Below are 13,464 nucleotides of genomic sequence, written 5' to 3'. Positions count from 1 at the left end.
CTAAGCCTAGTCCCAACTAACAAGCGTTCAGTTGGGAGAGGCGCGCAGATGCTTGGGCTGATGCAGAATTGGCCGCTGACGGTCGACAGGATCATCGACCATGCCCGTGATTGGCACAGCGACCGCGAGATCGTCAGCCGTTCGGTGGAAGGCCCGATCGTCCGGACCACCTATGGCCGGGTGCATGAGCGCGCCCGGCGCCTGACCAATGCGCTCAAGGGCCTGGGGGTGCAGCCGGGCGACCGGGTCGCGACGCTGGCCTGGAACACCGGCCGCCACATCGAGGCCTGGTACGCGGTGATGGGCATGGGCGCCATCTGCCACACCCTGAACCCGCGGCTTTTCGTCGAGCAGCTCTGCTACATCATCAACCATGCCGAGGATAAGGTCCTCTTCACCGACCTCAGCTTCGTGCCGGTGATCGCCCAGCAACGGGCGAACATGCCGACGGTGAAGCACGTCGTGATCATGACCGACCGCGAGGGCATGAAGGGCGTCGACCTGCCGGGCGCCCTCTGCTTCGAGGATCTGGTCGAGCAGAACTCGGCCGACGCGGTCTGGGGCGGCTTCGACGAGAACACCCCGGCCGGCCTCTGCTACACCTCGGGCACGACCGGCAATCCGAAGGGCGTGCTCTACACCCACCGCTCGAACTTCCTGCACACGCTCGTGACCATGAGCGTCGACGTTCTGTGCCTGTCGGCCAAGGACGTGGTGCTGCCGGTGGTGCCGATGTTCCACGCCAACGCCTGGGGCCTGGCGTTCTCGTGTCCAGCGGTGGGCGCGAAGATGGTGATGCCGGGCGCCAAGCTGGACGGCGCCTCGGTCCACGAGCTCATCGAGACCGAGGGCGTGACGTTCTCGGCCGCCGTGCCGACCGTGTGGCAGATGCTGCTCGCCCACCTGCGCGAGACCAAGGGGAAGGTCACGACGCTCAAGCGCGTGATGATCGGCGGCTCGGCCGTGCCGGAAGCCATCGTCCGCGGTTTCCGCGACGAGTTCGGGGTCGACGTCATGCACGGCTGGGGCATGACCGAGATGTCCCCGCTGGGCACCGTCTCCTCGATGAACGCCGCGACCGCCGAGCTGCCGGCGGAGGAGCAGATCCGATACAAGCTGAAGCAGGGCCGCCCGCCCGTCGCCATGCAGATGAAGCTGGTGGACGATGAAGGTCGGCGCCTGCCGCACGACGGCGTGACGTTCGGCAAGCTGATGGTGAAAGGCCCGTTCGTGGTCGGCCAGTACTTCAAGGGCGACGGCGGCGAGGTGCTGGACGGCGAAGGCTTCTTCGACACGGGAGACGTCGCCACCATCGACGAGCACGGCTACATGCAGATCACCGACCGCGCCAAGGACGTCATCAAGTCGGGCGGCGAGTGGATCTCCTCCATCGAGATCGAGAACATCGCCGTCGGCCATCCGAAGGCCGCCATCTGCGCCGTCATCGGCGCGGCCCACCCCAAGTGGGACGAGCGGCCGGTCCTGGTGGTGAAGCTCAAGGACGGCGAACAGGCCGCCAAGCAGGACTTCCTGTCCTTCCTGGAAGGCAAGATCGCCAAGTGGTGGATGCCCGACGACGTGGTCTTCGTCGACGAGATCCCGCTGGGGGCCACCGGGAAGATCGACAAGAAGCTGATCCGCGAGCGGATGAAGGACTACGTCCTGCCGACCGCCCAGCCCGTCGGCGCCTAGGCCAGGCGGTAGATCCCGCTCTCGTTCCGCACCCGGCCCTCGCGCTCCAGGTGGATCATCGCCGCCAGCATGGAGCGCGACGCGGCCGGCCACAGCCGCGGGTCGACGTCGGCGTAGAGCCGCGGCACGAGTTCGCCGATGCTCCCTGACCCCGCCTCGAGGGCGTCTAGGATCTGATCGATCCGCTCCTGCCGGTGGGCCTTGTAGGCGTCGATGAAGGCGCCGACGTCGCGGATCGGCGGCCCGTGCGTCGGCCAAAGCGTGTCGAAGCCCCGCGAACGGATCAGGTCCAGGCTCTTCAGGTAGGCCGTCATGTCGCCGTCCGGCGGCGTGATCACCGTGGTCGACCAGCCCATGATGTGGTCGCCGGAGAACAGGCAGTTCTCCTCCTTCAGCGCATAGCAGATGTGGTTCGAGGTGTGGCCCGGCGTCGGGATGGCCTCGAACGTCCACCCGGCGCCGGCGACCTCGCCGCCGCCGCAGACGCTGACGTCCGGGCGGAAGGCCTCGTCGTGATCGGCCTCCATCGTCGGACCGCGGGCGAGGTCCTGGTCGTCCGTGGAAGGCTCGGTCACGGCGCAGCCGACGATCGTCGCCCCGGTCGCCGCCTGCAGGGGCCGGGCCAGCGGCGAGTGGTCCGAGTGATGGTGGGTGATCAGGATCTGGCTGACGGTCTCGCCGGCGACGGCATCCAGGATCGCGGCCAGGTGCGCCGGGTCGTCCGGCCCCGGGTCGATCACCGCCACCTCGCCGCGCCCGACGATATAGGTGCCCGTGCCGACGTAGGTGAACGGGCTCGGGTTGTTGGCGATCACCCGCCGGATCAGGGGCGAAACCTGATCGCAGCGCCCGTACTCGAACTGAATGTCCCGGACGTAGGGGATCATCCGCCGAGCACGCCGGAGAGGTCGTAGCCGGCGTCACGGCCCAGCCGCACCAGCTCGTCCCGCGGCTTCGCGCCCGAAGCGGCCTGGCTCAGCGACCATGTGACGATGGATCGCGTGCCCGAGCGGCAGAAGGCCAGCACCGGCCTGGCGGCGTCCTCGAGGATGCGCTGGGTGGTCTCCACCTGCTGCGGGGTGGGGCCGCCGACGACGGGGATGTGGAAATAGGCGATGCCCGCCGCGCGGGCCGCGGCCTCGATCTCGCGGCTCGAGGGCTGGCCGGGCTGCTCGTCGTCAGGGCGGTTGTTGATGATCGTGCGGAAGCCCTGCCGGGCGGCTTCCTCCACATCCTCGACGCTGATCTGCGGCGCCGTGGTGAAGTCATCGGTGACGCGTCGGAAGTCGGACATCTGCGCTCTCGGAACTGGTGGTGGCCCTTCGTTGACATCATCGGGGGCGGGTGGAAGTTTCGCAATGTCCCGCCCGCAAGGTCGACCATGTTCCGCTTCATCGGCCGCCGCCTGCTGGTCGCAGTCCCGACGCTCTTCCTGGTGGTCACCGCGGCCTTCTTCATGATGCGCGCGGCGCCGGGCAGTCCGTTCGACATGGACCGCAAGCTCTCGCCCGAGATCGAGCGCAACGTCCGCGAGGCCTACGGCATGAACAAGCCGCTGGGCCAGCAGTACGTCGACTATCTGGCGGGCGTGGTCCGCGGCGATCTCGGCCCCTCGCTGAAGTACCGCGACAAGACGGTGCTCGACATCCTCAGGGAGAACTATCCGGTTTCGCTGAAGCTCGGCCTCTCGGCGATCGGCATCGCCGCGGTGGTGGGCGTCAGCCTTGGGATCATCGCCGCGCTGCGCCAGAACGGGAACGTCGACAACCTCGTCATGGCCGTCGCCATCCTCGGCGTCTGCATCCCCACCTTCGTCACCGCGCCCCTGCTGGTGCTGGTGATCGCCTCGCATCTCGGATGGCTGCCGACCGCGGGGTGGAACGACGGGGCGCTCGCCAACATGGTGTTGCCGGTCGTGGTGCTGGCCCTGCCGCAGATCGCGATCATCTCGCGGCTGACGCGGGCGGGTATGATCGAGGTCCTGCACTCGAACTACATCCGTACCGCCCGGGCGAAGGGCCTGCCGGAACACCGCATCGTCGGGCGGCATGCGCTGCGCGCCGCCATCCTGCCGTTGATCAGCTACCTGGGCCCGGCCTCCGCTGGCCTGATCACCGGCTCGTTGGTGGTGGAGAAGATCTTCAACCTGCCGGGCCTCGGGAAGTTCTTCGTCATCAGCGCGCTCCAGCGAGACTACACCGTCGTCATGGGCATGGTGATCTTCTACGCCGCCCTGATCCTACTCCTGAACCTGATCGCCGACCTGCTCTATGCGGCGCTGGATCCGCGCGTGAGGCTCGCATGAACTCGCGCGCCGCCGCGATGGACGTCGCCGCCCTGAAGGGCCGCAGCCTCTGGGACGACGCCCGGCGGCGGCTGATGCGCAATCGCGCCGCGGTGGCGGGCATGGTGGTGCTGGCCTTGCTGGCGCTGGCGGCGATCGTCGGGCCGCACCTGACCCCCTATGCCTATGATGCGGTGGACAAGCAGGATGTGTGGTCGCCGCCGCTCACCAACGGCCACCTGCTGGGCACCGACGCGCTGGGGCGCGACCTGCTGGCCCGGCTGCTGATGGGCCTTCGCGTTTCGCTCGCCATCGGGTTCGTGGCGACCATGGTCTCGCTGCTGATCGGCGTCGCCTGGGGCGCGGCGGCGGGCTACGCCGGCGGCCGCATCGACGAGACGATGATGCGCATCGTCGACGTGCTCTATTCGCTGCCCTTCATCTTCTTCGTGATCCTGCTGATGGTCGCTTTCGGCTCGAACATCGTGCTGATCTTCGTGGCCATCGGCGCCGTCGAATGGCTGACCATGAGCCGCATCGTGCGCGGACAGACCCTGACGCTGAAGCACAAGGAATTCGTCGAGGCCGCTCGCGCCGCCGGCCTGGGGCCCGCCGGCGTGGTCGCGCGCCATATCGTGCCGAACCTGCTGGGGCCGGTGGTCGTCTACGTCACCCTGACCATTCCGGCGGTGATCCTGGCCGAGAGCTTCCTGAGCTTCCTGGGCCTGGGCGTGCAGCCGCCGATGGCCTCGCTGGGCTCTTTGATCGCAGGCGGCGCGTCGGACATGGAATTGGCCCCCTGGCTGCTGGTATTCCCTTCGATCGTGATGGTCGTCACGCTGATGGGATTCAACTTCATCGGCGACGGCCTGCGCGACGCCATTGATCCGAAGGACAGGTGATGACCGCCGGCCTCCAGACCTCGCCCGAGCAGCTCCTGGCCGACGCGGCTGCGGCGCTGCGGCGCGGCGACACCGCCGGGGCGCTTGCCGCCATCGGCGCGGCCGAGCGCGCGTCCCCCTACGACCCGCAGATCAAGATGCAGCGGGCGCTGGCGCTCAGGATGTCAGGTGCCTTCGCCGATGCGATCCGGGCGCTGGACGACGCCCTGGCGCTCGACCCCTACAATTTCCTGGCGCTTCTCTCGAAGGGCGCGCTGGTGGAGAAGGTCTCGGGCGAGAAGGTCGCCGCCCGCGTCTATCAGAACGCCCTGAAGCTCGCCCCGGAGGAGGCCCAGCTTCCCCCGCCGCTGAAGGCGCCCGTCGCCCGCGCACGCGAAGTCGTGGCCAAGACGCAGGAGGCGATGGAAGCCTACCTGCGCGAGCAGGTGGGCTCGGTCGACGCCGCGGGCTCCGAAATGGCTGTCCGCCGCGCCGACGAGGCCATCGGCATCTATGCCGGCCGCAAGCGCGCCTATCAGCACGAGCCGCTGCTGCTGCACTATCCGCGCCTGCCGGCCATCCCGTTCTATCCGCGCGAGCTCTTCCCGTGGCTGCCCGAACTGGAGGCCGCCACGCCGATCATCGTCGAGGAGTTGCAGGCCGTCCTCACCGACATGCAGGACTTCACGCCCTACATCGCCTTCCCCAAGGACGTGCCGGTCAACCAGTGGGAGGAGCTCAACCACTCCCGCCGCTGGAGCTCCCTGTTCCTCTGGAAGGATGGCGAGCGGCAGGATGCGGTCTGCGCCCGCTGTCCCCGTACTGCCGCCCTGCTGGAGCGCCTGCCGATGGCGCATCAGCCCGAGTTCGCGCCCACGGCGATGTTTTCGGCGCTCGACGCCCGGACGCACATCCCGGCCCATACCGGTTCGACCAACACCCGGCTGCTGACGCACCTGCCGCTCATCCTGCCCGGCCCGGCCCGCTTCCGGGTGGGCAACGAGACGCGCGAGTGGCGGATGGGCGAGGCCTGGGTGTTCGACGACACCATCGAGCACGAGGCCTGGAACGACTCGGACCAGCTCCGGGTCATCCTCATCTTCGATGTCTGGAACCCGTTCCTGGAAGCCGGCGAGCGCGAGCTGATCAAGTCGCTGATGACGGCGCGCAACCGGTTCTACGAGACCTGAGCTACTCGACGCGGCGCACGCGGAAGGCGCGGCGGCCTTCGACGCTGGCGAGGAAGCTGCCGAGGGTGGCCTTGCGGACGGTCACCGACTGCCCGGCCTTGGGATAGAGCGACAGCTCGGTCACGTCGACCTGCTGCCACACGGCCCCATCCTCCAGGCGCAGCACCCACTTGCCGGTCCCGTCCTGGCGCGCGGAGGCGATCTTGCCGGTGACGTTGTCGACCTCTTCCTTTTCCTCGCCGCGCTCGAACATCGAGAGCGACGGCAGGCTGAAGCCGAACGCCTGACGGCGCACGGTGCGCGCCTGCTCGCGATCCACCACCACGATGTCGCCCTTGGCCTCGGCCTGTTCCAGCGCTGCGGTCGCCTGGTCGAAGCAGGCGAGGCGGGCGCTGTCGTCCGTGAGCTTGCGGCAGTCGGAAAGCCGCTGCACGAGAGCGGCGCGGCCTTCCATCTTGGGCTGGGCCAGCGCTGGCGCGGCCGCCAAGGTTGCGGCGGCGGCGACGAGGAGGGCGGCGCGGGGGCGGGTCATCTCAGGTCGCTCCTTCAGCGATGATTCCGGGGTCGTGAGCGCTTCTACCGCGGCTGGGCCCGGCGCGCGAATGCGCCCGATCCGCGGCAAAGATCGGCAACAAATGTGCGTCGACCTGCCGCAGACGCACAATCTGTGACCAGAATGCGACAGGTTGGCGCCCGCAACATTACGGGCCGCTAATGTGCGTTGACCGGACTTCCCTAAGCCTCGTAACTCCGCCGTAACCGGGAGCAGACCTGTTCCCGGGACCGATCTCTTTTGTGGGGAGCGGCTGCCGTTCCGGCAGATCCGCTGGAGGATCCAGACCGTGAAATTCAAGTCCGTGCGGGAACGCCTTCTGGCGTCTTCGATGATCTGTGGCGCGGCCCTCGTGGGCCTGTCCGCCACTTCGGCCATGGCGCAGGAAGGCGAAGTCGCCGAAGTCGTGGTCACCGGCTCGCGCATTCCGCAGCCGAACCTGACCAGCGCCAGCCCGGTGACCGTGGTCGGCGCCCAGGACGTCGTGACCCGCGGCGTCACCCGGTCGGAAGACCTGGTGAACCAGCTGCCGCAGGTGTTCGCCGCCCAGGGCTCGTCCTACGCGAACGGCGCCACCGGCACCGCCACCGTCGACCTGCGCGGCCTCGGCGCCAGCCGGACCCTGGTCCTGATCGACGGCCGCCGCCTTCAGCCCGGCACCCCCGCCGCGGGCGCGACCAACACCGCCCCCGACCTGAACTTCATCCCGGCGACGCTCATCGAGCGCGTTGAAGTCGTCACCGGCGGCGCCTCGGCCGTGTACGGCGCCGACGCCGTGGCCGGCGTGGTGAACTTCATCATGCAGAAGAACTTCGAGGGCGTGCGTCTCGACGCGCAGTACTCGGGTTACCAGCACACCAACAACAACGACCGGATGCAGGACCTGATCAGCCGTCGGGCTGCCGGCGCTCTGAACCCGGGCTCGTTCGCGCTGCCCGAAAAGGACGTCTGGGACGGCGGCACGACCGACCTGAACCTGGTCGTCGGCGTCAATTCGCCGGACGGCAAGGGCAACGTCACGGCCTACGCCGGCTACCGGAACGTCCAGGGCGTCACCCAGAACCTGCGCGACTTCTCGTCGTGCACGGTCGCGCGTTCGGCGACCGATCCGTCGGGCTTCACCTGCTCGGGCTCGGGCACCACGGCTCCGGCGCGGTTCATCCCGGGCGGCGGCGGCGGCCCCGGCGACTTCACGCTGAACCCCACGGCCACGGGCGGCCGTGGTCTGCGGAACTACTCCTCGGGCCGTGACGCCTTCAACTTCGCGCCCTACAACTACTATCAGCGTCCGGACACCCGGTACGTGCTGGGCGCCTTCGCGAACTACGAGTTCAGCGAAAAGGCCGAGCTCTACACCCAGCTGATGTTCATGGACGACCACACGGCCGCCCAGATCGCCCCCTCGGGCATCTTCGGCCAGAACATGAACATCAATTGCGAAGGCAATCCGTTCCTGTCGGCCGACATGGTCACGGCGTTCTGCGCCCCCACCATCGACCAGCTGCCGGATGACGATAACTTCCCGAACACGATCGGCGTGAACGACGACGCCGACCCGACCACCCCGGGCCGTCAGGCCTCGGTGGCCGTGTTCCGCCGGAACATGGAAGGCGGCGGCCGCGTCTCCGACATCCGCCACACCGACTACCGCGGCGTGATCGGCATGCGGGGCTCGCTGGACAACGGCTTCGCCTACGACGTGTTCGCTCAGCACGGCGTGGTCGTCTACAGCAACATCTACTTCAACGACTTCTCGCTGGTGCGTTCGGCCCGCGCGCTGGACGTGGTGATCGATCCGGTGTCCGGCCAGCCGGCCTGCCGCTCGGCGACCAGCCTCGCCGGCACCAACGTCGACCCGAACTGCCGTCCGTACGACATCTTCAGCACGGCCGGCCCCTCGCAGGCGTCGATCGACTACCTGCAGACCCCGGGCTTCTCGAACGGCGAATACGCCCAGACCGTCGTGTCGGGTTCGCTGACCGGCGACCTCGGCCAGTACGGCGTGAAGACGCCGTGGGCGGCTGATGGCGTCGGCTTCGCGCTCGGCACCGAGTACCGCCGCGAGCACCTCGACTTCAACACCGACCTGGCCTACCAGACCGGCGACCTCGCCGGCCAAGGCGGCGCCACGCTTCCGTCGGACGGCGGCTACGACGTCTACGAGCTGTTCGGCGAAGCGCGCATCCCGCTGATCTCCGACCAGCCGTTCTTCCAGAACCTGTCGGCGGAAGTCGGCTACCGCTGGTCGGACTACTCGCTCGGCTTCTCGACCGACACCTACAAGGTCGCGGGTGACTGGGCGATCAGCGACGATGTCCGCATCCGGGCCGGCTACAACCGCGCCGTCCGCGCCCCGAACGTGGTCGAACTCTTCTCGACCCTGAACGTGGTGCTGAACGGCTCGACCGATCCCTGCGCTGGCGCGGATCCCGAGTACACGGCTGCGCAGTGCGCCCGCACGGGCGTCACGGCCGCTCAGTACGGCTTCATCGCCGCGAACTCGGCCGAGCAGTACAACGGTCAGACCGGTGGTAACCCGAACCTCGAGCCGGAAACCTCGGACACCTACTCGCTGGGCGTCGTGTTCACGCCGACGTTCGTTCCGGGCTTCTCGCTGTCGGTCGACTGGTACGACATCAAGCTGAAGGACCGGATCGGCCAGATCGGCCAGGACGTGACGCTCGAGCGCTGCGCCCTCACCGGCGACTCCTTCTTCTGCGGCCTCATCAACCGCGCGCCGGGCACCGGCTCGCTGTGGCTGTCGCAGAACGGCTATGTCGTCGACACCACCTTCAACACGGGTGGTCTGGAAGTGAAGGGCGTCGACGTTGAAGCCAACTACCGCTTCGACTTCGCCGACTTCGGCATGACCTCGAGCCTCGACCAGTACGGCGGCCTGTCGTTCAACTTCCAAGGCAGCTGGCTGGACGAGTACCTGGTCACGACCCTGCCGGGTGACGAGCCCTTCAACTGCGCCGGCTACTACGGCGGCGTCTGCACCGGTTCGGCCGTTCCTGCCTCGGCCCCGATGCCGGAATGGCGCCACAAGCTGCGCACCACCTGGCGCACGCCGTGGGACTTCGAGCTGTCGACGACCTGGCGCTACGTTTCCAGCGTCAAGTCGGACCGCTTCGTCGGTGGCACGTTCACCGACACGTTCCGCGACGACAAGCTGACGGACAAGAACTACTTCGACATCGCCGGCACCTGGGCGGTCCGCGAGAACATGACCTTCCGCTTCGGCGTGAACAACGTGTTCGACAACGAGCCGCCGCTGGTCAGCCAGTCGAACTGCCCGACGGGCCCCTGCAACGGCAACACCTATCCCCAGACCTACGACGCTCTGGGCCGGTACCTGTTCGTGGGCGTCCGCGCGGACTTCTAAGTCCGGGCAGACCCAAGCCTAAGATGAGGGCGGTGGCTTCGGCCGCCGCCCTTTTTCTTTGCCCGCACGGCGAAGCGAACCGCCGCGAACGGCGGGCGCCGGGGCCTGCGATCAGGAGGGGTCAGCCCAGGACGGGCATGGCGTCGAAGGCGACGGTCATCCGTTCGGCCTCCGAGGTGTAGGGCACGGTGCCGTGCCACATGTAGGACGGAAACAGCACCAGCCGCCCCGGGCGGGGCTGCACGAAATGCTCGGCGCCAAGCTTCGGCTGGGTGCGCACGCCCGGCTCGCCGAACTTGATCCAGCCGGCCATCGTGGCGGCGTCCTGGCTCTCTTCGGGCACCGAGACGTAGAAGGCCGACGAGATCCATCCGCGCGGGTGAATGTGGTCGGCGTGATGGCCGCTGGCGCCCAGTCGGATGGACCAGGCCCCCGACATCTCCGCCGCGCCCGTGTTGCGGCCCCAGAAGAGCCCTGAGCGCCCCGCGCCCTCGCGAATGCGCCGGGTCACCGTCTCACGCAGCCGCTGCAGCAGCCGCTCGATCGGCGGCTCGTGGCGCCCGTCGAGCTGCAGCATCGCCTGGCTGCCCTCGCGGACCGATTGCGAGAAGGGGTGGGTCTTGAACCGGTGCAGCCGGCGCAGCGCCTCCCGCAGCGCCTCGAGCTCGGCCGCGCCATCGGCGGTGTCCGGGTCTACGATGTCGTACGCCGCCACCAGCCCGTCGTAGTCGTAGGCTTCGCGGTAGCGGGCGTCGCCGATCAGCCGCCAGGCGGTGGCCAGCAGGGCGATCGCGTACTGGTCGTTGGGCGCCTTCGACACAGCCCCCGCCGCCTCGCGCGCGGCCGCCTCGCCACGTCCCGCGGCGAGCAGGGCCTGGGCGCGCGCGGCGTGCGAGGAGGGGTCCTGGCCGGTGACCAGGCTCGCCCAGCGTAGAGCCCCGGCGGGATCGTCGGTTACGCAGCACAGGTCGATGGCCAGGCCGAGCAGCAGCGGATCGTAGGCTGCGCCGTGCAGTCCCCCTTCGACCACCGCGCGGGCGCCGGCCGGATCGCCGGTGAACTGCCGCGCCACCGCAAGGGCATAGCGCAGCCCGGCATGCGCCGGATGCGCCGCGACCCCGCCCTCCAGCATGGCCAGCGCCGCCGTGCGGTCGCGGGTCCGCATCCAGATGAGCTGGGCGAGTTCCGTGTGCGCGTCCTGATAGTCGGACCGGATCGCCAGCGCCTCGCGGAAGGCGGCCTCCGCCTCGTCGAAGCGATGCTGCTGCTGCAGCGCCCGGGCCAGGACCAGCCGGGTCTCGGCGGCGCCGAGGCCAAGGCCCATGGCGCGCCGCGCCGTGACTTCCGCCTCCTCGTACAGCCCGAGGTCGCCGAGGGTGGAGGCGAGGTTGTGCCAGGTGGCGGCGCTGGCCGGATATCGGCGGACAGCCTCGCGGTTGACCTTCAGCGCCTCCTGCGGTCGCCCGGCAGCCTTCAGCACGGCCGCGCGCGCGGCATAGGCGCCCGCCGTGGGCGCGGGCAGGGCCGTCAGCGCGGCGGTGAATCGCAGCGCGCCGTCGACGTCGCCACGCTTCAGCAGCTCGTACGCCTGCCGATGGTCCGGCGGGTTCACCGGCCCCGCCCTAGTGCAGCGCCGCCGGGGCCAGGACCGTGGCGCCCTCGGCGCGCAGCCGCGCCTCGGCGGCCCGCTCGATGATCGCCTCGGCGCGCGGGTCGCCCATCACCCAGGCCGCCGCCGCCAGCGTCTTGGCCGACGCCGCCGAAACGCCCAGCGCCCGCTCCAGCGTCTCGAAGGGGCTCTCGGACGGGGTCATGCGGCGCAGCGGGACGTCGCCCGAGAGCTTCGCCAGCGCCTTGGCCTTGTCGACCGCCTGGTAGAAGCCGCCCAGCTCGTCCACCAGGCCGAGTTGTTTCGCCTGTGCGCCGGTCCAGACCCGCCCCTTCGCGATCTCGCGCACCCGTTCCGGCGGCAGCCGGCGGCCGGCGGACACCCGGGCGATGAAGTTGTCGTAGATGCGGTCCATCCACGCGGCGAACGCCGCCCGCTGCTCCGGCGTGAACGGACGCCCCGCACTGAAGGCGCCGGCGTACTGGCCGCCCACGCTGGTCTCGCGCAGGTCGACACCGAAGCGCGCGAGGGCCTCGCCCAGCGCGAACTTGCCGCCGAACACCCCGATCGATCCGGTCAGCGTCGACGGCTGGGCCACGATCGCCGAGGCCTCGGATGAGATCCAGTAGCCGCCTGAGGCCGCGTAGGTGCCCATCGACACGACCACCGGCTTACCCTTGGCCTTGGCCTCGCGGATCGCGTCCAGGATCTGCTCCGAAGCGGTGTCGGACCCTCCGGGCGAATTCACCCGCAGCACGATGGCCTTCACGCTCTTGGCCTTGGTCGCCCGCTGGATCGCGTCGGCCAGGTCGTCCGAATAGATGGCGCCGTTGCTGGTGAAGGGGCTCGCGCCCTCGTCGCGACCTGTGACGATCGGGCCCTCGGCCTCGATCACTGCGATGGCGTCGCCTGTCCTGTCGCGGCGGCCGCCGTCGTCATGGGCGTAGTCGCGGAAGTCCACCGTCTTGGCGTCATCGCCCGCCCGGTCCAGCAGCGTCTGCCGCGCTTCGCGCACCTGGCCCACGCGGTCAATCAGGCGCAGGCGCTGGGCGTCCTCGGCCAGATAGGGACCGGCTTCCAGCGATGAGCGCAGGGCGCCGGCGTCCAGCTTGCGGTCGCCGGCCGCCGCGGCCAGCGAGGTCTCATAGACCGAGGTCATCCAGGACAGCGTCGCCTCACGGTGGGCGGGCGTGTAGTCGCTCTGGGTGAAGGTGTTGACGGCGTTCTTGTACTCCTGGCGCTGCTCGTACTGGGGCGTGACCCCGTACTTGTCGAAGAAGCGCTTGAAGAACACGTCCTCGCTGGCGAGGCCCGTGGCCTGCAGCGAAGCTCCGGGCTGCATCCAGTAGTTCCCCGTCGCCGCGCCCAGCATGTAGGTGGAGGTGACCACGCCGCCGGGATAGAGGCCCTGGCTGTGGGCGATCACCGGCTTGCCGCTGGCCCGGAAACGCAGCAGCGCCTGGCGCAGCTCGTCGGCCATGGCGGGTTCGACGCCGCCTTCCGGCAGGCGCACCAGAAGGCCCTTGATCCGGTCGTCGTCCTCGGCCCGGTGCAGGGTCTCGACGATGGTCATCACCGCCATGGAGGTGCGGCCGAAGCCGGCGAGGGGGCTCTGCGGCGCCTGATCGGTGAGGTTCTCGCGGAGGTCCAGCTCCAGCACCGTGCGCGCCGGCGTCGCCGAGGGACCGGCCGCGCCCAGCGCCAGGGACACCAGCACGAAAGGCACGCCCACAAGGAAGATCATCAGCCCGGCGAAGACGCCCGCCGCCGTGATCAGGAACTGCTTCATCCCGCCACCGAAAATCTCGAACGCCCGAGGGGCTGTCGCACACATTCATGACGTCGCAAAGAGGAGCGTGCGGCCAAGGCG

General features: G+C 69.1%; 10 protein-coding genes. 5 read left to right on the top strand and 5 right to left on the bottom strand.

Annotated elements, in window-relative coordinates; genetic code table 11:
- The first annotated feature begins 48 nt into the window (after positions 1-48).
- Positions 49-1,692, top strand: a complete 1,644-nt coding sequence (locus ACO2Q0_RS17910) for a long-chain-fatty-acid--CoA ligase (RefSeq protein WP_423352895.1) — start codon at positions 49-51, stop codon at positions 1,690-1,692.
- Here the strand turns inward: ACO2Q0_RS17910 and ACO2Q0_RS17905 are convergent.
- Positions 1,689-2,579 (bottom strand): MBL fold metallo-hydrolase, encoded by an 891-nt coding sequence (locus ACO2Q0_RS17905; RefSeq protein ID WP_423352894.1) that lies wholly within the window; start codon positions 2,577-2,579, stop codon positions 1,689-1,691. The genes ACO2Q0_RS17910 and ACO2Q0_RS17905 overlap by 4 nt on opposite strands.
- Positions 2,576-2,986: a TIGR01244 family sulfur transferase gene (locus ACO2Q0_RS17900; protein WP_423352893.1), complete on the bottom strand. Its 411-nt coding sequence runs from the start codon at positions 2,984-2,986 to the stop codon at positions 2,576-2,578. The genes ACO2Q0_RS17905 and ACO2Q0_RS17900 overlap by 4 nt, the downstream gene beginning before the upstream one ends.
- An 87-nt stretch (positions 2,987-3,073) precedes the next feature.
- Between ACO2Q0_RS17900 and oppB the strand changes: the two genes are divergently transcribed.
- The 3 genes from oppB to ACO2Q0_RS17885 are packed head-to-tail and all read left to right on the top strand — an operon-like array spanning position 3,074 to position 6,047.
- A complete protein-coding gene (oppB, locus tag ACO2Q0_RS17895; protein ID WP_423352892.1) occupies positions 3,074-3,997 on the top strand; it encodes an oligopeptide ABC transporter permease OppB in 924 nt (307 codons plus the stop codon).
- Positions 3,994-4,878 carry an ABC transporter permease subunit gene (locus tag ACO2Q0_RS17890; RefSeq protein WP_423352891.1) on the top strand — a complete coding sequence of 295 codons (885 nt, stop codon included), beginning with the start codon at positions 3,994-3,996 and terminating at the stop codon, positions 4,876-4,878. The genes oppB and ACO2Q0_RS17890 overlap by 4 nt, the downstream gene beginning before the upstream one ends.
- Complete coding sequence (locus ACO2Q0_RS17885; RefSeq protein WP_423352890.1) at positions 4,878-6,047, top strand: aspartyl/asparaginyl beta-hydroxylase domain-containing protein; 1,170 nt, start codon at positions 4,878-4,880, stop codon at positions 6,045-6,047. Before ACO2Q0_RS17890 ends, ACO2Q0_RS17885 begins: the two co-directional genes overlap by 1 nt.
- Position 6,048: 1 nt before the next feature.
- Here ACO2Q0_RS17885 and ACO2Q0_RS17880 read toward each other — a convergent pair whose 3' ends face one another.
- A complete protein-coding gene (locus ACO2Q0_RS17880) occupies positions 6,049-6,579 on the bottom strand; it encodes a hypothetical protein (RefSeq protein ID WP_423352889.1) in 531 nt (176 codons plus the stop codon).
- Between the two features lie 310 nt (positions 6,580-6,889).
- On the opposite strand from ACO2Q0_RS17880, the gene ACO2Q0_RS17875 reads away from it, so the two are divergent.
- A complete protein-coding gene (locus ACO2Q0_RS17875; protein WP_423352888.1) occupies positions 6,890-9,985 on the top strand; it encodes a TonB-dependent receptor plug domain-containing protein in 3,096 nt (1,031 codons plus the stop codon).
- Positions 9,986-10,106: 121 nt separating this feature from the next.
- On the opposite strand, the gene ACO2Q0_RS17870 is transcribed toward ACO2Q0_RS17875, so the two are convergent.
- Together ACO2Q0_RS17870 and sppA are read right to left on the bottom strand one after the other, a co-directional pair.
- Positions 10,107-11,597, bottom strand: coding sequence for a putative 2OG-Fe(II) oxygenase (locus ACO2Q0_RS17870; protein ID WP_423352887.1), 1,491 nt, complete (start codon positions 11,595-11,597; stop codon positions 10,107-10,109).
- A 10-nt stretch (positions 11,598-11,607) separates the two neighbouring features.
- Positions 11,608-13,383 (bottom strand): signal peptide peptidase SppA, encoded by a 1,776-nt coding sequence (gene sppA, locus ACO2Q0_RS17865; protein WP_423352886.1) that lies wholly within the window; start codon positions 13,381-13,383, stop codon positions 11,608-11,610.
- Positions 13,384-13,464 lie beyond the last annotated feature (81 nt).

This window comes from Phenylobacterium sp. VNQ135, from assembly GCF_049445735.1.
Lineage (GTDB): Bacteria > Pseudomonadota > Alphaproteobacteria > Caulobacterales > Caulobacteraceae > Phenylobacterium.
The sequence above is the reverse complement of the archived record's forward strand: the minus strand, read 5'-3'. Positions and strand labels throughout refer to the sequence as shown.